Raw genomic sequence first — 17,336 nt, 5'->3', positions numbered from 1 at the left:
CGCTCTCCTGTTATTTCCCTACCGGCGGCGTGCCGTGGGTGTGGAAGCTTTCGATGGTCTTCAGCCCCCAGGCCTGGCCTTTCCGGCGGTCCGCCTCTGTCCAGACGATCGGCTCCCAGTCGGGCGCCAGGATCAGCCGCGCCCCGGCATTGGCCAGCTCCACGCGGTTGCCGGCGGGCTCCCAGACATAGAGGAAAAAGGTGTTCTGGATCGCGTGCTTGTGCGGCCCGGTCTCGATATGCACGCCGTTTTCGAGGAAGATATCGGCGGCCCGCAGGATGTCCTCGCGCTGGTCGCAGGCATAGGTCACGTGGTGGAACCGCCCGTGCCCGCCGCCGTGCTCCTCGGTGCAGGCCAGGTCATAGCCCTTGTTGTTCACAGTGAACCAGCAACCGCCCAACCGACCGTTGTCGAGGCGGATCATCTCCGTCACCGCCGATCCGAGGCATGTCTCCATGAAGCGGCGAAACTCGGTCACGTCCTCCGACAGCAGGTTCAGGTGATCCAGCCGCCGCGGCGCCGCCCCGGTGTGATGGAACCGGCTCGCGTTGTTCTTCAGCGCCGGCTTGTCGGCCTCGCCATGCTGGTATTTCACCGTGTCGAAATAGATCTCGAAGACATGGCCAAAGGGATCCTCGAAGCGAAAGGCGCGCCCGTGGCTCATGTCGCCCTCGGTCCAGCCGATCACCTTGAAATCGCTCTCCTCGATGATCTTCACCCGCCGCTCCAGCGCCTCGGCGCTGGTGGCGCGATAGCCGATATGGCCCACGCCGGTGGTCTCGCTCCGGGTCAGTTTCAGGGTGCAGAACTCGTAATCGTCCCAGGCCCTCAGATAGGCGCTGGTCTCGTCCTGCCCGCTGATCGTCAGGCCATAGACACGGGTAAAGAAATCGAGGCTCTCGTCGAACCTGTCGGTCAGCATCTCGACATGGCCGAGGTGGGCGATATCACCGGAACCGGGCATCTGGGTCTTCCTTCTCTCGTTCCCGGGCACGCGGTCCCGGGCATTCTTTCTGGGGCGGGCCGGCGGCGTCCCGGCGGCCCGTCAACAGGTCACAATTCGTCGACGGTGCGCGGAAAGATCGATTGGAAGCCTTCCGCGTACCTGCAATCGCGCCCGCCGGACATGCCGCCCGAGTTGCGCTTGAAATGGTTCGCCCGTTGCTGTGCGACGCGGGTGTAATAATCCCACAGGTGCACCTGGCCGTTCATGCATTCCATCGCGGCGCGCTTCTTCTCCCAGACCGGGGTGATGTCGAGGAAGACATCGGGCTTCCATCCCATCTGCTCGGTCTGATGCGGCTCGAAGAGGTAGAGCTGCGGCGCGCCCAGCACCTTTTCACCGGGGTTGTGCCCCCAGGCCTGCGCGATCATCCGCGCCTCCAGGGCCACCTGCGTCATGTACATGTGGTCGGTGTTGTAGGGGTCGTACTGACTGTGGCTCATCATGAACTTCGGCTGAACCTTGCGGATCAGGTCGACCAGCTTGAACTTGTCGTCCCTCTCCAGGTGCAGCGGGTAATCCCCCAGGTCGAAGCATTCGAGCTGCGCCACGCCCAGCGCCTCGGCGGCGGCCTCGGCCTCGCCGCGGCGGATGTCCTTGACCTCCTGCAGGCTTCGGCCTTCCTTCCACAGCCGGGCGCTCTCGCCACGCTCGCCAAAGGACAGGCAGGCCACCGTCACGTCATAGCCCATCTCGGCATGCAGGGCGATCGCCCCGCCACAGCGCCAGACAAAGTCGGCCGCATGGGCGGAAATCACGAGGGCGGTGGGTTTGTCGGACATCGCAGGGCTCCTTTGCGCTTTGCCCGCACCATGCGTCTCCCCGCCCCGATTGCCAAATTTGAACCCTGCAAGGTCATATAAGTTTTTGCTATAGTGGTTTCTCATATCGCGGATTGTGCCGGCCCTGGGACGGCGCTTTCCCGCCGGAAATCCGGTATTTCCGGGTCTTTTCCGCCGCCGCTCTCTCCGCGCCCTAGCGCCGGAAGAAAAAGACACTAGCTGCCGGGAAGGCCCATCCGAGGGCCACCATCGCACAGGAGCCGCCACCATGATCGACCGCGACAGCACGAGGCCCGCGCCGTGAAGTGGAACCTCCGCCACCTGCGTGTCTTCCTCTCGGTGGCGCGTCATTCCTCCGTGTCCCGCGCCGCCGAAGAATGCCACCTGTCCCAGCCCGCCGTGACCCAGGCCATTGCCAAGCTCGAGCGTGCGCTCGGTCAGCCGCTCTTCCTGCACCAGTCGCAGGGGCTCTTTGCCACCCCGGCCGGCACCGCTCTCGCCCGCCGGGTCCAGCGGGCGCTCGAGCGCCTGGACGAAGCCGCAGAGCCGCTGTCCCAACGCCTGGCGCTCAATGCCACCGCGGCGCAGCTCGAAGCCCTGATCGCCGTGCGCGAGACCGAGAACTTCACCCTGGCCGCCCGGCGCCTCGGGCTTGCACAGCCCACGGTGCACCGTGCCGTCTCCCACCTCGAATCCGAGAGCCGACGCCCCCTCTTCGAACGTGGCGCCGCCGGCATCCGAGCCACCCGCCCCTGCCAGCAGCTTGCCGATGCCGCACGCCTGGCCTTTGCCGAACTCGATCAGGCCGTCATGGAGCTTGCCGAACTGGCCGGCACCGAGACCGGCGAGATCGTCGTGGGCGCCATGCCGCTCTCGCGCTCCTACATGCTCTCCGATGCCATCGTCGCCTTTCGACAGGCGCATCCGCGCGTGCTGCTCCGGATTGAGGAGGGCCCCTATCCGGATCTGCTCTCGGGATTGCGGCACGGCGAGATCGACTTTCTGATCGGCGCCCTGCGCGACCCGCTGCCGGTACCCGACATCAGCCAGCGGGCGCTCTTCTCCGACGACCTGATCCCGGTGACCGGGCCCGACCACCCGCTGGCGCATCGCACCGGGCTGACCACCGCGGACCTCGCCGGCTATCCCTGGGTGCTGGCCCGCAAGGGAAGCCCGGCGCGGCAGATCTTCGACCGGCTGCTCTCCGAAACCATCCGCCCCGACAGCCTCGTCGAGACCGGGTCGATGATCCTTATGCGTCAGCTCCTGATGAAGTCCGACCACATCGGGTTCATCTCCCGATTGCAGGCCGCCGCCGAGATCGAGCTTCGCCTGATGGTCCCGCTTCGCATCGACCTGGGCGATACCGCGCGCCCCATCGGCATTACCACCCGTGCGGGCTGGTTCCCGACCGCCGGACAGCAGGCGCTGATCGATGCTGTTGAAAATGCCATCGACAACGCAGCGTCATTCCGCTGAACAGAATATTTTGAGGGCGTACAGAACAACTAAAGGTTGATATGTGTTCGTAGCCCGATGTAAGAAAAATGTCAGAAATCACCCGGCGGGGAGACTTCGGTTGCAGGTTGGTTGGCCTGGGCCGTTGTCTGACGCTTTAACTCAACCACAAAAAAATGGTGTGATCTCATGACCCTGGAAGCCACAATGACTGACCGCAAAGAACTAGACCGACAGATCGCCGCGGTCGCCAAGGAAATTACGTTGCTCGACACCCTGTCGCATCTCCTCCGGCGATCGCATTTCCACTCTGAGGCGATTTTCACCAGCATGTACGGCGACATGGATCTGACGTCCCGTCAGATGTCTCTGCTGGTGGCCATCGCCCAGAACCCCGAGGCCTCGCAAAAGGTGATCGGTGATGCCGTCGCGCTCGACGTCAACACCGTCAGCGACACGCTGCGCCGGATGGAGCGCAAGCACCTCGTGGAACGCAACGCATCGGCCTCGGATGGCCGTTCCGTCTCGGTTCGATTGTCGGAGCTGGGCTACGAGGTCCTGCGCAAGGCCGCCGAGAACAACGCCCGCCTTCAGAGTCGCGTCGCCGGACGCCTGACTCAGGAAGAAACGGGCGAGCTCAAGCGCCTCGTGCGCAAGCTTCTCGGTCTCGTGAACTGACCGTCGGAAGCGACGCGGCGGACCGCCTCGCAGTCCGCGCCTGAAAACAGCGCCGTGTCGGGGGGCACGGCATCCTGGCCCCGCCAGCCGGCCGCGACAGCGGCCATTCAAACCGGCGAACGTTTCACGTCACCTGCATCACCGGGCCTCAGGCCTTCACCCGTGCCGACATCGGATCGTAGATCGGCCGGACCGATGCGCGCGCCGCCACCCGTGCGCCCGCCACCTCGATCTCATAGCTCGAGGCCAGCACCTCCTTCACGCTCTCGCCGCGGCACGGCACGTATCCCATGCCCACCGCACCGCCCAGGCTGTGTCCGTAGGCGCCCGAGGTCAGGTGCCCTACCACCTCGCCGTTCCGCAGCACCGGCTCGCCGTGATAGAGCATCGGCTCGGGATCGCTCAGCAGGAATTGCACCATCCGCCGGTCCAGCCCCGCCTCGCGCTTGCGCAGCACCGCGGCGCGGCCGATGAAATCGCCCTTGTCCAGCTTCACCGCAAAACCCAGCCCCGCCTCAAGCACGTGATCCTCACAGCTGATGTCGTGCCCGAAGTGGCGAAATCCCTTCTCGATGCGGCAGCTGTCCATGGCGTGCAGCCCGCAGAGCCGCGCGCCCATTCCCGCCCCGGCCGCCTGCAGCACCTCGAAGACATGCGCCGCCATGTCGGTCTGCACGTAGATCTCCCAGCCGAGCTCGCCGACATAGGTCACCCGGTGCGCCCGGGCCACCGCCATGCCGATCTCGATCTCGCGCATCGTGCCGAACGGATGCGTAGCGTTGCCGAAGTCATCGGGCGAGATCGCCTGCATCAGGCGCCGCGCCTCCGGGCCCATGACGCAGATCACGGCCTCGCCGGCGGTCACATCCGTCACCACCACCCGCGCATCACCGATCTCTCGCTGCAGGCGGGTCATGTCGGCCAACCGTGTCGCCGCCGGCGTCACCATCAGATAGGCCGTCTCCGACAGGCGCGTCACCGTCACGTCCGCCTCGATCCCGCCCCGGCTGTTCAGCATCTGGCTATAGGTGATCTTTCCCACCGGCCCGGAAAAATCACCCCCCGCCACGCGGTTCAGAAAGGCCTCGGCCTCCGGTCCCTCGATCCGCAGCTTGCCAAAGGACGACATGTCGTAGATCCCCACGCCCTCTCGGATCGCCATGTGCTCCCGCGCGCTGTTCCCGAACCAGTTCTGCCGCTTCCAGCTATAGTCGTACCGCGGCGCCTGCCCCGGATCGGCAAACCAGTTCGCCCGCTCCCAGCCCGCGAACTCGCCCATCACCGCGCCGCCCTTCAGCAGCGCCCCATGCAGGGCCGAGCGCCGGATGCCCCGCGCCGTGGCCTTCTGGCGATAGGGGAAGTGATCGGCAAAAAGCAGGCCCAGCGTCTCCTTCGAGCGTTCGAAGAGATAGTGCCGGTTGCCCTGAAACGGCTCCATCCGCGCGATGTCCACATCGCCCAGGTCAAAGGGTTTCTCGCCCTTGTCCATCCATTCGGCCAACGCCATGCCGGCACCGCCCGCCGACTGGATCCCGATGGAGTTGAAGCCTGCGGCGACCCAGACGTTGTCCATCTCCGGCGCCTGGCCCAGGTGATAGGCATCGTCGGGGGTAAAGCTCTCGGGCCCGTTGAAGAAGGTATGGATGCCCGTCTTGGCCAGCATCGGCATGCGGTTCACCGCCGCCTCCAGGATCGGTTCGAAATGGTCGAAATCCTCGGGTAGCTGATCGAACTCGAAATCCTCGGGGATCCCCGCCATGCCCCAGGGCTTGGCCTGCGGCTCGAAGGCGCCCAGCAGGATCTTGCCCGCGTCCTCCTTGTAATAGGCGCATTCATCCGGCACCCGCAGCGTCGGCAGCTGGGTCAGCCCGGGCACCGTGTCGGTGACGATATAGAAGTGCTCGCAGGCATGCAGGGGCACGTTCACACCCATCTGCCGGCCCACCTCGCGGCCCCACATGCCGGCGCAGTTCACCACATGATCGCATTCGGTCACGCCGGTCTCCGCACCCGCCTGCCATTCCACCGCCGTCACCCGCCGCCCGGTCCTGCGATAGCCGGTCACCTTGACCCGCTCCAGCACCTGCGCCCCCCGCATCCGTGCACCCTTTGCCATGGCCAGCGCGATATTGGCCGGGTCGCCCTGCCCGTCCTTTGGCAGCCAGACACCCGCCGTCACGCCCTCGATGTTCACATGCGGATAGCGCGCCTGCACCTCTTCGGCCGTGATCTCCTCCACCTCGACACCAAAGGCCCGCGCCATCGAGGACTGGCGAAAGATCTCCTCGCGGCGCTCCCCGGTCAGCGCCACGGTGATCGAACCATTGCGGCGAAACCCGGTGGCCACGCCCGTCTCCTCCTCCAGGCTGCCATAGAGCTCCTGGCTGTATTTCGCGAGGCGGGTCATGTTCTGGCTCGCCCGCAGCTGGGCGATCAGCCCCGCCGCATGCCAGGTGGTGCCCGATGTCAGCTGCCTGCGCTCCAGCAGCACAACGTCCTGCCAGCCGAGTTTCGTCAGGTGATAGGCCAGCGAGCAGCCGATGACGCCACCGCCGACGATGACGACGCGGGCCTTGGAGGGAGGGGTAGCCATTCAGGAGGTCCTTCTAGTCGCGCGCATGCGGCGCGCCGGATCGTTCGGGGATCGTTCGGGGATCAGAGAGAGGCGGCCAGGGCCTGCCGCGCGGCCTCCAGCTCGGGATCGTCGGCGCGGTGACAGGCCACCGCATGCCCCCCGCCCATGTCGCGCAATGCGGGCGGCACGGCACGGCACTGATCGGTGGCGAACATGCAGCGCCCGGCAAACCGGCAGCCCTCGGGCGGAGAGATCGGACTCGGCGGGTCGCCCTGCAGCCGGATGCGCCCGTCGCCGCCCAGGTCGGCCTCGGGCACCGGCACCGCCGAAATCAGCGCCATCGTGTAGGGGTGCAGTGGCCGGCTGAAGATGTCGCGCCGCGCACCCGTCTCCACGATCTGGCCCAGGTACATCACCCCGATGTGGTCACACAGATGCTGCACCACCGCCAGGTCATGGCTGATGAACAGGTACGACAGCCCCAGCTCCGCCTTCAGCCGCGCCAGAAGGTTCAGGATCTGCGCCTGGATCGCCACGTCCAGCGCGCTGACCGGCTCGTCGCAGACAAGCAGTTTCGGCCGCGTCGCCAGCGCCCGTGCAATCCCGATCCGCTGCCGCTGCCCGCCGGAAAACTGATGCGGAAACAGGGCTTTCTGCTCCGGGCGCAGGCCCACGGTGGCAAACAGCTCGTCCACCCGCGCCTCGCGCTCGGCGGCGCTCCCGATCCCCATCAGGTCGAGCGGCCGGCGCACGATGGCCCCCGCCCGCTCGCGCGGGTTCAGCGAGGCATAGGGATCCTGGAAGACCACCTGCACCGCCCGCCGGGCCTTCCGCATGGCATCGCCCTTCAGCGCCGTGATGTCCTGCCCCGACAGGCGGATCGCCCCGGCGGTCACCTCGGTCAGCCGGGCACAGGCCATGGCGGCGGTGGTCTTGCCCGAGCCGCTCTCGCCGACCAGGCCATAGGCCACGCCTTCGGGAATCTCGAGGCTGACACCGTCGACCGCATGCACCACCTGCCCCTTGCCGGCGGAGAAATGCACCTTCAGCCCGGTGACGGAGAGCGCGGGTGCGTTCATGCCGCAGCCTCCTCTGCCTGCAGCCAGCAGGCCACGGCCCGGCCGCCGCCGAGCGGCGTCAGAACGGGATCGGCCTCCCGGCAGCGGCCCATGGCCCGGGCGCAGCGGGGCGCAAAGGCACAACCCGCCGCCGAAAGCTCCTTCGGCGAGGGGACAACGCCCGGGATCTCGAAAAGCGGCTGCGGCGCCGCATCGGGGTTCATCGACAGCCGCGGGATGCAGCTGATCAGCCCCCGCGTATAGGGATGGCGCGGATCGCGGATGAAACTCTTCACCGGCCCCTCCTCGATCTTGCGCCCGGCGTACATGACCATCACCCGGTCGGTCATCTGGGCAACCACGCCGATGTCATGGGTGATCATGATGATCGCCGCGCCGATCCGCTCCTGCAGCTCTGCGAACAGGTCGAAGATCTGCGCCTGCACCGTCACGTCGAGCGCCGTGGTCGGCTCATCCGCGATCAGCACCTTCGGCTCGCAGACCAGCGCGATGGCGATCATCACCCGCTGCCGCATCCCGCCAGAGAGCTGGTGCGGGTAATTGTGCGCGCGCTTCTCCGGCGAGGGGATCCCCACCAGCTTCAGCATCTCCACCGCCCGGTCCCAGGCCTCGGCCTTCGAGGCGCCGAAATGCACCCGCGCGGTCTCGGCGATCTGTTCGCCCACGGTATAGACCGGGTTGAGCGAGGTCATCGGCTCCTGGAACACCATCGAGATCTCGTTGCCGCGCACCTGGTTCAGCCGCTGCTCGCCGGCCTGCACCAGGTCCTCGCCGTTCAGCAGGATCTGCCCGGCCGAGATCCGGCCCGGCGGGTTCGGCACCAGTCCGATCAGCGACAGCGCGGTGATCGACTTGCCGCAGCCGCTCTCGCCCACGATGCCCAGCGTCTCGCCGGCCTCGAGGTCAAAGGACAGGTCGCGCACCACGGGCACCTCGGCCCCCTTCATGCGAAACGAGATCTCCAGGTTGCGAACGGAAAGAAGGGGAGCCGTCATCAGCGCTGCCTCAGCTTCGGGTTGATTGCATCGTTCAGGCCGTCGCCCACCAGGCTGATCGCCAGCACCGTCAGAAAGATCGCCAGCCCCGGCAGGGTCACGCCCCAGGCGCTATCGAGGATGTAGGGGCGGTTGTCGCCGATCATCCGGCCCCAGCTCGTGACGTTCGGGTCCGACAGCCCGAGAAAGGACAGCCCCGCCTCGAAGAGGATCGCCGTGCCGATGGACAGCGCCGCCACCACCACCAGCGGCGGCGCCGCGTTGGGCAGGATCACCAGCCAGATCAGCCGGCCATTGCCCGCCCCGATCGAGCGCTCGGCCTTGATGTAGTCCATCTCGCGGATCCGCATGAACTCGGCCCGTGCCAGCCGCGCGGTCGAGGTCCAGCTGACCACCCCGATGGCGATGGAGATATTCACCAGCGACGGGCCAAACAGCATCACCACCACCATGGCGAACAGCAGGTTGGGCAGCACCTGGAAGAACTCCGTGACCCGCATCAGCAGGGTGTCGACCCAACCGCCGAAGAACCCGGCCAATGCCCCCACGGTGATGCCGATCAGGATGGTCAGCGCCGCGGCGGCAAAGCCCACGGTGATCGTCACCCGCCCGCCGCCGATCAGCCCGGCCAGCAGGTCGCGCCCCATGTAATCGGTGCCAAGGACATACTCCGACTGCCCCGGCGGGGTCAGCGGCATCCAGACCATCTCGCGCGGGTCGACCCGGTACAGCATCGGCCCGAGAACCGAGATCACGATGATCATCAGCAGGATGCCGAGGCCGATCATCGCCGCATGGTCGCGGCGGAACATCTGCCAGGCCTGCCGGGCGGGAGAGAGCGGCTGTTCAACTGCCCCGCCTGTTTCCGAAATCATGCTCATGCGGCTTTGATCCTCGGGTCGATGCGGCGATAGAGGATGTCGGTGAGGATGTTCATCACCACCACCATCAGCGCCGAGAAGAACAGGATGCCCAGCAGCGTGGGCGTGTCGCGCCGCAGGATGGAATCATAGGCCAGCGTCCCGAGGCCCGGCCAGGCAAAGACCGTCTCGACCAGCACCGCGCCCGAGATCACCTGCCCGAACTGCAGCCCGGCAAATGTCACCACCGGCAGCACTGCGTTGCGCAGCGCATGCTTGTAGATCACCAGCCGCTTCGGCAGCCCCTTGGCCCGCGCCGTGCGCACGTAATCGGTCTCCAGAACCTCCAGCATGCTGGTGCGCGACAGCCGGCTGTAGAAGGCCAGGTAGATCACCCCCAGCGTCAGGGCCGGCAACACCAGGTGCCAGGCCACGTCGAGCCAGTGCCCCACGCCATGGGCCGGCGCATCGGAACTGGTCATCCCCGAGATCGGGAACATCGGGATATCCACCGCAAAGACCAGGATCAGCATGATCCCCACCCAGAAGACCGGCGCCGAGAACCCGGCAAGCGAGATCACCGTCACCAGGTGGCTCAGCCAGGAGTTCCGCCGCTGCGCCGAGAAGACGCCCAGCACCGTGCCCACCACGATCGCCGCCACCAGCGCCGTGACCACCAGGAGCAGCGTCGGCCCGACCCGTTCCGCGATCAACTGCGTCACCGGCTGGTCGTAATAGATCGAATAGCCCAGGTCGCCGGTCGCCACGTTGCCCAGGTATGTGCCGATCTGGTGATAGAGCGGCTGGTTCAGCCCCATGTTCTCGCGCAGCTGTTCCACCAGCTCGGGCGTGGCACCGCCCATCTCGCCCACCAGCGATTCCACCGGGTCGCCCGGCGCCGCGTGGATCAGCGCGAAATTCAGGCCCAGGATGGCGATCAGCAGGATCACCACGTTGATGGCCTTTTTCAACAGTCCCGTCATGTCGGTGAAATCTCCGAAGTCCGTTGCGGGGCCGGTCATCCGGATCCGGCCCCGCCTGAATGCCTGGCCCGGGGGATGCCGGGCCCTGTGACAGGCTTCAGTTCTTGATGTAGACGTCGTCAAAGGGCGCCAGCGCGCCAAAGGGCGATGCCGGCAGCCCGCCCACCCGATCGCTGTAGACCGTGGCCGAGAAATCCTGCGGCATGTAGATAAAGACCTCGTCCTCGTCGATCTTCTGCTGCAGCTCGGCATAGAGCGCCGCGCGCTTCTCGAAATCGGGCTCCACCGCGGCCTGGTCCAGCAGGGCATCGACCTCGGAATTGCAATAACCCTCGGTGTTCGACCAGATCACGTTCTTGATGTTGTCGCAGTCGAAATGGCGATGCACGCCGATGGTCGGGTCGGGATAGTTGAAGGATCCGTTCATCGTCGCGTCGTAGTCCCAGCTCGCGATGCGCTGCACCCAGGTGCCGAAATCGGGCGCCCGGCGCAGCTCCACCGGTATGTCCAGCTTGGCCAGCTGGGCCTGGATGTATTCCGCCATGGGCACATGGGCCGCCGGCGCCCAGCTCGGCACGTCGAGGGTAAAGGAAAAGCGCGTGCCGTCCTCGCCCACCGGATAGCCGGCCTCGTCCAGCATCTTCGCCGCCAGGTCCATGTCCGGCGCATAGGTCGGCACGTCAGCGGTATAGAAGGGGTTGCCGGTGTGCAGCGGCCCGGTGCCCGGCTGCGTCCGCCCGCCAAAGATCACCTTGGACAGGAACCCGGTGTCGATGGCATGGGCCAGCGCCTTGCGCACCTCCGGCTTGCTGAAGGGCTCTTCGCGCAGGTTCATTTCCAGGTAGTGCACATAGCCGATGGCGTCATAGCCGTTGCCCGTCACCTCGACCCCATCGGCCTTTTCCAGCCGCGCGGCATCGTTCGGCCGTATCCCGGCAAAGGGCGCATAGTCGATGTCGCCCTTCTCCAGCATCAGCACCCGGGTCAGCGGATCCTTGACCACCGGATAGACGATCTTGTCCAGGTAGGGATGCCCCTCGATGAAGAAGTTCTCGTTCTTCACGAGGGTCAGCCGCTCGGCCGGGTTGTTCTCTTCCACCTTGAAGGGGCCGGAGCCGACAACGTCTTCCATGTTGCGCGGGTGGGTCTTCAGGTCCTGCCCGTCGCCATAGACATGCTCGGGCATCACCGGCATCAGCAGCGGCTGCAGCGACAGCAACAGCCCCGGCACCGGCTGATCGAGGTGCAGCACCACGGTGGTTTCGTCGGGCGTGTCGATGCTGGCCACGTGGCCGAACATCGCCGGGCCGAAGGGGTGGTTCGCCCGCACCGCCTCGATAGAGAATTTCACGTCCTCGCTGGTGATCGGCGTGTCGTCATGGAATGTCGCGCCCGGCACCAGGTCAAAGGTCACCGTCAGCTGATCCTCCGAGACCTGCCAGTCGCTGGCCAGGTAGGGTTCGATCTCGTAATCGGGGCCCACCTTGACCAGCCCGGCAAAGATCTGCGATCCCGGCCCGCCGGTGGCGGCGCCGGACTGCACCGCCGGATTCAGCGTGCGATAGCCCGAGGTGAATGTCTTCAGCGTGCCGCCCGGCACGGGGGCGTCCTCGGCCAGTGCAGCCCCCGCGCCAATGGTCAGGACGGCCAGCGCCACCGGCAGGATGCGGGGCAGCGATTTCGTGTGGTTCCGGTTCATGGTTTTTCCCTGTCGAGCTGCGGGCGCAATTTATTGGGGAGCGCCTCTTTGAAGTCACACCAGCAAGTGTTGCGTTGAGTCTGAAAAAATGCAACGATTTTTTCAGATCACCGAAATTGACGTCTGGAGAATTCAGGTTTGGCCAAGATTTCTGCAAGCATTCAGGGAACTTCCGCGCCCGTCGGCGCCGGTTTCGACAACAGCCCGAACAAGCCGGTCGGCCGCCAGATCCGCGAATTGCGCCGCGCCAGCGGCCTCACCCTCTCCGAGCTGGCCGGTGACATCGGCCGCTCCGTCGGCCACCTGTCGGAACTGGAACGCGGCGTCAGCCCGATCACCCTCGACACCCTCGACAAGATCGCCCGCCGCCTCGATGTCTCGATCAGCTGGTTCTTTTCCAGCCCCGATCCCGAGACCACCCCGGAGAGCGCCTATGTGGTGCGCGCCGACACCCGGCGAGAGATCAACCTCTCGCAATCGGGCGTCCGCGAACAGCTCCTCTCGCCGCATCTCTCCGGTCAGCTCGAGATGGTCATGACCACCTTCGCCCCCGGCGCCGGCACCGGCGAGGAAGGTCGCCAGCGCAAGGGCGACGAGGGCGGCTACATCGTCTCCGGTCAGCTCGAGATCGTGATCGACGGGCTCACCATGCTGCTGACGCCCGGCGACAGTTTCCAGCTGCCCGGCAGCGGCCGCCACTGGTGCCGCAACCCCGGCCCCACCGATGCCGTGATCGTCTGGGCCTTCGCCCAGGCCACCTTCTGACACCCGGAGCGCACCATGTCCGAGCTGACCGTCTTCACCGCCCGCAAGATCCGCACCATGACCTCCGCCATGCCCGAGGCCACCGCCGTGGCCGTCCGCGACGGCCGCATCATCGAGGTCGGCAGCCTCGAGACCCTGCGCCCCTGGCTCGCCGCCCACCCCCACCGCATCGACCGGCAGTTCGAGAACCACGTGCTGATGCCCGGCTTCATCGACCCGCACCTGCACCCGACCCTCGGCGCGCTGCTGCTGCCCTGCCATTTCATCACCGCCATGGAATGGACCCTGCCGGATCGCACCTGCCCCGCCGTCACCAGCCACGCGGCCTATGTCGAGCGCCTGTCGCAGATCGTCGCCACCGAGAGCCCCGACGAGGAGATCATCGTCACCTGGGGCTTCCACCGCATATGGCACGGCAATGTCGACCGCAGCGTGCTCAATGCCATCTCCGCCACCCGCCCGATCTTCGTCTGGCAGCGCTCCTTCCACGAGATCATCTGCAACGATGCGGCGCTCGACTGGATGGGCACCGCCCGCGAGGATCTCGAACGCCACCCTCAGATCGACCTCGCCGCCGGCCGCTTCTTCGAGACCGGCATGACGCTGGCCGCCCAGGCGATGAACCGGGTGCTGCTCGCGCCGAAACGCTTCCTCAGGGGCCTGGAGCTGGTCCGGCAGACGGTGCATCTCGGCGGCCATACCACCATCGGCGAGCTGGCCTATCCGATGATGAACGATGCCGTGGAATGGCAGATGCTGAAATCCAGCCTCGAGCAGGACAGCGTGCCCTTCCGCATGAAGCTGATCCCCCGCGGCCTGCAGCGCGGCAATTTCGAGGGCGGCGATCCCGCCGAGGATCTCGCCCGCATCGCCGAATACGAGACCCGCGGCACCCACCGGCTGTTCTTCGGCAACGCGGTGAAACTCTTTACCGACGGCGGCTTCTTTGCCGAGCTGATGCAGATGCGAGAGCCGGGCTTCATCGACGGGCACCATGGCGAATGGCTCATGGCCCCCGAGAGCTTCGAGGCCCAAGCCCGCGCCTTCTGGATGGCCGGCAAGCAGATCCACGTCCATTGCACCGGTGACATGGGCGTCGAACTGGCCCTCGACACCCTGGAGAAGCTCCAGGCCGAGAAGCCCCGCTTCAACCACCGTTTCACCATCGAGCATTTCGGCGTCTCGAACGAAGAGCAGGTCCGCCGGATCAAGGATCTCGGCGCCCTGGTCTCGGCGAATGTCTATTACCTGCACGAGCTGGGCGAGGCCTACTGGCAGGCCTCCATCGGCCACGAACGCGCCTCGCAGATGGCCCGCATGGGGTCGCTGGAGCGCGCCGGCATCCCCTTTGCGCTGCATTCCGATTTCACCATGGCGCCGGCCCTGCCGCTCAATTCCGCCTGGGTCGCGGTGAACCGCATCGCGGAATCGGGCGCCGTGCTCTGCCCCGAGGAGCGCTGTTCCCTCGACGCCGCCATGCGCGCCATCACCATCGACGCTGCCTACATCCTCGGGATGGAGGATCAGATCGGCTCGATCCGCGCCGGGAAAAAGGCCGACTTCACCGTGCTGGAGCAAGACCCCTGGGAGGTTGCCCCCGAGGCGCTCCGCGACATCCCGCTCTGGGGCACCGTCTTCGAGGGGCAGCCGTTTCCGATGCCGTCATGAGCCGGATCCCGATCACCCTGCTCACCGGCTACCTTGGAGCCGGCAAGACGACGGTGCTCAACCGCCTGCTGGCCGGGGCACTGGGGCTGCGCCTCGGCGTGCTGGTCAATGATTTCGGCGCCGTCAACATCGACGCCGCCCTGATCCGGCAGCGCGACGAGACCGCGGTCGAGCTCTCCAACGGCTGTGTCTGCTGCTCCGTGGGCGATGACCTGGGCGCGGCGCTCACCGCCATGGCCATGCGCCCCCGCCCGCCCGAGCGCATCGTGATGGAGGCCAGCGGCGTTGCCGATCCCGGCCGCCTTGCCATGAGCGTCGGCCACTGGCCGGGGTTCGAGCTCGACGCCGTGATCACCGTGGTCGATGCCCTCTCGATCCGCCAGCGCGCGCAGGACAAGTTCGTGGGACAGCTCGTGCGCAGCCAGCTCCGGCAGGGCGACATCCTCGCCCTCACCCACACCGATCTCATGCCCCCCCGGGCCCTCTCCGACACCCGCGACTGGCTCCGCGGCCTGCGCCCCGGTGTCCGCCTCCTCGATGCACCGCAGGGGCGCCTGCCGGCCCAGATCCTGCTCGGCCCCTCGGGCGCCATCGGCCCGCGCCTGCCCTCGCGGCCGCATGATCCCTTCCGCAGCCTGCTCTGGCGCCCCGAAGGCCCCGTCGACCGCAGCGCGCTGCACCGCGCGCTCTCCGCCCTGCCAGAGACGGTGCACCGCGCCAAGGGCACCCTCGCCGATACCTCGGGCCAGGGCGTCATGGTTCAGCTCGCCGGCAGCCGCCTCACCCTTGCCGGGGCCGCCCTGCCCGCGGATACGGTGCTGGTCCTGATCTCCGCCGATCCGGCCTTCGACCCGGCGCCGGTCCTCTCCGCCCTGCAGGCCTGCTGCCCGGCCATGACGCCCCGCTGAGGGCCGCCCCAAACGAAAAAGGCCGCCCCGAAGGGCGGCCATTTTCTTGCGGGAGGTGGTGCCGGTGAAGGGACTCGAACCCCCGACCCCATCATTACGAATGACGTGCTCTACCAGCTGAGCTACACCGGCACTTCCCGTGCGCGGCCCCGCATCACGGGGCCTCGTGGGCCGGGGCTATAGCACCCCCCGGCGCCTTGGGAAAGCGGTAATTTACCCCGCCTTCCCCGGTTCCTCGCTGACCACCTCGGCATCCGCAACCGGGGCGCCGGGGCGGGCATTGGGCCGGGCCTGCGGCGTGCGCTGCAGCTTCGAGGGCGGCACGGTCGCGGCCGGCGCGGCCGCCGCATCGGGCTCCACCACGAAGGGCGAAGCCTCGACCTCGGCTTTCGGCTTGGCCACTGCCGCTGCCGGGGCCGCCTCTGCCGGGGCCGCTGCGGGCTTCGGGGCATCCGGCGCCGCGGCATCGCCTGCCATGGGCATGTTCACCGCATCGTCGATCCGCCCCACGATCAGCGGCAGCATCAGCTGGCTCATCGGTGCGGTGTATTCCGCCGCCGGCGCCTCTTTCCAGGCCAGCGTGTCAAAGGCCCCGCAGCTGTCGCAGACCGGCACCCACTCCGCGTGCACATGGCCGCAGTTCTCGCAGGTCCACTGCGGGCCGCGCGGCGCGCTGACCGCCCGCGTCAGCCAGCCCTTGACGATGGCGTCCGGGCTGCCCTCGCCGCGCTCGATGGCGGCCATGATGGTCAGGGCGCGGGCATCGGGCTTTTCCGTCGCCAGCTCGCCCAGCACCCGGCGCGCCTCGGGGAAATCCCCCGCACCGATCAGCAGCTCGGCCAGCAGCAGCCGGGTCTCGCGGTGCTCCGGCTTGATCTTGGTCAGCATCCTGAAGCGTTTCAGGCGCTCCTCCGGGGTCTCGTCGGGCTCCAGCGCGGCAAAGGCCACCGCCAGGTCGGGGTGCGGTTCCGCCTCCCAGGCCTTCTTCAGCACCCGCATGGCATACTTGTTCTTGCCCTGCTCGTGATAGGCGCGCGCCGCGAAACAGGCCGCCGGGATCAGGTCGGGCGACAGGCGGTTGGCCTCGATCGCGGCCTCGCGCGCCTCGATGGTGCTGTCCTCGGCGATCACCACCTTGGCCTCGCTCAGGGCCAGAACGGCGTCGCGGCGCTTGTGCACGTCCTTGGGCAGGCTGCCGGTGCGCAGCTTGGTCTTCAGCGTGGCGCGGGCGCCCTGCCAGTCCTTCTTGCCGGCCTGCAGCTGCAACAGCGTGTCCTGCACCTGAACGTTGGCAGGCTTCAGCGCCAGCGCCTTCTCGGCCAGCTTCATCGCCGTCTCGGTATCGCCGTCTTCCAGCTTCTCGATCATCAAGCCACGGATGCCCACGAACCGCGTGGCGTCATTGCTCAGCAGCCGCTTGTAGGCCTCCTCGCGCTTGGCCTTGTCGCCAGAGAGCTCGGCCGCCTGCGCGGTGACAAGGTTCGTCAGCTCGGGCCGGTCGAGGTACTTCTCGGCCTTGGCGGCCTTGGCCATGGCCAGCCGCCCCTCGCCCGAGGCCAGCGCCACGAGGCTCTCGCTCAGGGCCTGCAGGCCCTTCTTGTTGCGATTGCGGTCGAAATACCGGCTGATGGCGGTCTCGTCACCGTTGATGAACTTCAGCGTGGCGATCAGCAGCCCGGCCAGTTTCAGCAACAGCCAGATGGCAAGGGCCAGCAGGATCAGCCCGATCGCGGTCTTGATCGGGGTCAGGTTGAACTCGTAGGCGCCGAAGGCGATCCGCACACCGCCGTCCAGGTCCATCAGATAGCTGGCCCCCATGGTGGCAGCCGTGACCAGGACGACAAAGAGGACGATTTTGAAAAGCGACCATAGCATACGGGATA

The 17,336-nt window shown here is 66.9% G+C and carries 14 protein-coding genes and 1 tRNA gene; 5 read left to right on the top strand and 10 right to left on the bottom strand.

All coding sequences use genetic code 11. The annotated features are described in order from the left end of the window. Positions 1-10: 10 nt before the first annotated feature. The gene (locus AC0WR5_RS20415; protein ID WP_475865756.1) at positions 11-964 is read right to left on the bottom strand and encodes a VOC family protein; all 954 of its coding nucleotides are present in this window, start codon (positions 962-964) and stop codon (positions 11-13) included. Between the two features lie 89 nt (positions 965-1,053). Continuing rightward, positions 1,054-1,785, bottom strand: coding sequence for a PIG-L deacetylase family protein (locus AC0WR5_RS20410; protein ID WP_475865755.1), 732 nt, complete (start codon positions 1,783-1,785; stop codon positions 1,054-1,056). Between the two features lie 300 nt (positions 1,786-2,085). Between AC0WR5_RS20410 and AC0WR5_RS20405 the strand changes: the two genes are divergently transcribed. Together AC0WR5_RS20405 and AC0WR5_RS20400 are read left to right on the top strand one after the other, a co-directional pair. Beyond that, positions 2,086-3,264: a LysR family transcriptional regulator gene (locus tag AC0WR5_RS20405; RefSeq protein ID WP_475865753.1), complete on the top strand. Its 1,179-nt coding sequence runs from the start codon at positions 2,086-2,088 to the stop codon at positions 3,262-3,264. Positions 3,265-3,432: 168 nt separating this feature from the next. Beyond that, the gene (locus AC0WR5_RS20400) at positions 3,433-3,921 is read left to right on the top strand and encodes a MarR family winged helix-turn-helix transcriptional regulator (RefSeq protein WP_475865751.1); all 489 of its coding nucleotides are present in this window, start codon (positions 3,433-3,435) and stop codon (positions 3,919-3,921) included. A 148-nt stretch (positions 3,922-4,069) separates the two neighbouring features. Here AC0WR5_RS20400 and AC0WR5_RS20395 read toward each other — a convergent pair whose 3' ends face one another. The 6 genes from AC0WR5_RS20395 to AC0WR5_RS20370 form a co-directional block, all read right to left on the bottom strand. Then, on the bottom strand, positions 4,070-6,514 hold the full coding sequence (locus AC0WR5_RS20395; RefSeq protein WP_475865749.1) for a GcvT family protein: 2,445 nt from the start codon (positions 6,512-6,514) through the stop codon (positions 4,070-4,072). Between the two features lie 62 nt (positions 6,515-6,576). Further along, positions 6,577-7,575, bottom strand: a complete 999-nt coding sequence (locus AC0WR5_RS20390; RefSeq protein WP_475865748.1) for an ABC transporter ATP-binding protein — start codon at positions 7,573-7,575, stop codon at positions 6,577-6,579. Next, the gene (locus tag AC0WR5_RS20385) at positions 7,572-8,570 is read right to left on the bottom strand and encodes an ABC transporter ATP-binding protein (RefSeq protein ID WP_475865746.1); all 999 of its coding nucleotides are present in this window, start codon (positions 8,568-8,570) and stop codon (positions 7,572-7,574) included. Before AC0WR5_RS20385 ends, AC0WR5_RS20390 begins: the two co-directional genes overlap by 4 nt. Next, the gene (locus AC0WR5_RS20380; RefSeq protein WP_475865744.1) at positions 8,570-9,451 is read right to left on the bottom strand and encodes an ABC transporter permease; all 882 of its coding nucleotides are present in this window, start codon (positions 9,449-9,451) and stop codon (positions 8,570-8,572) included. The genes AC0WR5_RS20385 and AC0WR5_RS20380 overlap by 1 nt, the downstream gene beginning before the upstream one ends. After that, complete coding sequence (locus AC0WR5_RS20375; protein WP_475865742.1) at positions 9,448-10,452, bottom strand: ABC transporter permease; 1,005 nt, start codon at positions 10,450-10,452, stop codon at positions 9,448-9,450. The genes AC0WR5_RS20380 and AC0WR5_RS20375 overlap by 4 nt, the downstream gene beginning before the upstream one ends. A gap of 58 nt (positions 10,453-10,510) precedes the next feature. Then, entirely contained in the window at positions 10,511-12,112 is a 1,602-nt protein-coding gene (locus AC0WR5_RS20370; RefSeq protein WP_475865741.1) for an ABC transporter substrate-binding protein, read from the bottom strand. A gap of 138 nt (positions 12,113-12,250) precedes the next feature. Between AC0WR5_RS20370 and AC0WR5_RS20365 the strand changes: the two genes are divergently transcribed. The 3 genes from AC0WR5_RS20365 to AC0WR5_RS20355 are packed head-to-tail and all read left to right on the top strand — an operon-like array spanning position 12,251 to position 15,453. Beyond that, entirely contained in the window at positions 12,251-12,877 is a 627-nt protein-coding gene (locus tag AC0WR5_RS20365) for a helix-turn-helix domain-containing protein (RefSeq protein WP_475865739.1), read from the top strand. 15 nt (positions 12,878-12,892) lie between these two features. Next, positions 12,893-14,545, top strand: coding sequence for an amidohydrolase (locus AC0WR5_RS20360; RefSeq protein ID WP_475865738.1), 1,653 nt, complete (start codon positions 12,893-12,895; stop codon positions 14,543-14,545). Beyond that, on the top strand, positions 14,542-15,453 hold the full coding sequence (locus tag AC0WR5_RS20355; protein ID WP_475865736.1) for a CobW family GTP-binding protein: 912 nt from the start codon (positions 14,542-14,544) through the stop codon (positions 15,451-15,453). Before AC0WR5_RS20360 ends, AC0WR5_RS20355 begins: the two co-directional genes overlap by 4 nt. 56 nt (positions 15,454-15,509) lie before the next feature. Here the strand turns inward: AC0WR5_RS20355 and AC0WR5_RS20350 are convergent. Together AC0WR5_RS20350 and AC0WR5_RS20345 are read right to left on the bottom strand one after the other, a co-directional pair. After that, positions 15,510-15,585 (bottom strand) — tRNA-Thr (locus AC0WR5_RS20350). Between the two features lie 81 nt (positions 15,586-15,666). Beyond that, a complete protein-coding gene (locus tag AC0WR5_RS20345) occupies positions 15,667-17,328 on the bottom strand; it encodes a heme biosynthesis HemY N-terminal domain-containing protein (protein WP_475865734.1) in 1,662 nt (553 codons plus the stop codon). Positions 17,329-17,336 lie beyond the last annotated feature (8 nt).

It is taken from the genome of Pseudooceanicola sp. DL12, from assembly GCF_056270665.1.
Note: the sequence above shows the minus strand (reverse complement) of the source record. Positions and strands in the feature narration are given on the sequence as shown.

What these genes read in the sequence shown, in the direction of transcription:
- AC0WR5_RS20370 (WP_475865741.1), bottom strand. Translation starts at nt 12,112, where the DNA reads ATGAACCGGAACCACACGAAATCGCTGCCCCGCATCCTGCCGGTGGCG.
- AC0WR5_RS20385 (WP_475865746.1), bottom strand. Translation starts at nt 8,570, where the DNA reads ATGACGGCTCCCCTTCTTTCCGTTCGCAACCTGGAGATCTCGTTTCGC.
- AC0WR5_RS20345 (WP_475865734.1), bottom strand. Translation starts at nt 17,328, where the DNA reads ATGCTATGGTCGCTTTTCAAAATCGTCCTCTTTGTCGTCCTGGTCACG.
- AC0WR5_RS20400 (WP_475865751.1), top strand. Translation starts at nt 3,433, where the DNA reads ATGACCCTGGAAGCCACAATGACTGACCGCAAAGAACTAGACCGACAG.
- AC0WR5_RS20415 (WP_475865756.1), bottom strand. Translation starts at nt 964, where the DNA reads ATGCCCGGTTCCGGTGATATCGCCCACCTCGGCCATGTCGAGATGCTG.
- AC0WR5_RS20380 (WP_475865744.1), bottom strand. Translation starts at nt 9,451, where the DNA reads ATGAGCATGATTTCGGAAACAGGCGGGGCAGTTGAACAGCCGCTCTCT.
- AC0WR5_RS20360 (WP_475865738.1), top strand. Translation starts at nt 12,893, where the DNA reads ATGTCCGAGCTGACCGTCTTCACCGCCCGCAAGATCCGCACCATGACC.
- AC0WR5_RS20375 (WP_475865742.1), bottom strand. Translation starts at nt 10,452, where the DNA reads ATGACCGGCCCCGCAACGGACTTCGGAGATTTCACCGACATGACGGGA.
- AC0WR5_RS20355 (WP_475865736.1), top strand. Translation starts at nt 14,542, where the DNA reads ATGAGCCGGATCCCGATCACCCTGCTCACCGGCTACCTTGGAGCCGGC.
- AC0WR5_RS20410 (WP_475865755.1), bottom strand. Translation starts at nt 1,785, where the DNA reads ATGTCCGACAAACCCACCGCCCTCGTGATTTCCGCCCATGCGGCCGAC.
- AC0WR5_RS20395 (WP_475865749.1), bottom strand. Translation starts at nt 6,514, where the DNA reads ATGGCTACCCCTCCCTCCAAGGCCCGCGTCGTCATCGTCGGCGGTGGC.
- AC0WR5_RS20390 (WP_475865748.1), bottom strand. Translation starts at nt 7,575, where the DNA reads ATGAACGCACCCGCGCTCTCCGTCACCGGGCTGAAGGTGCATTTCTCC.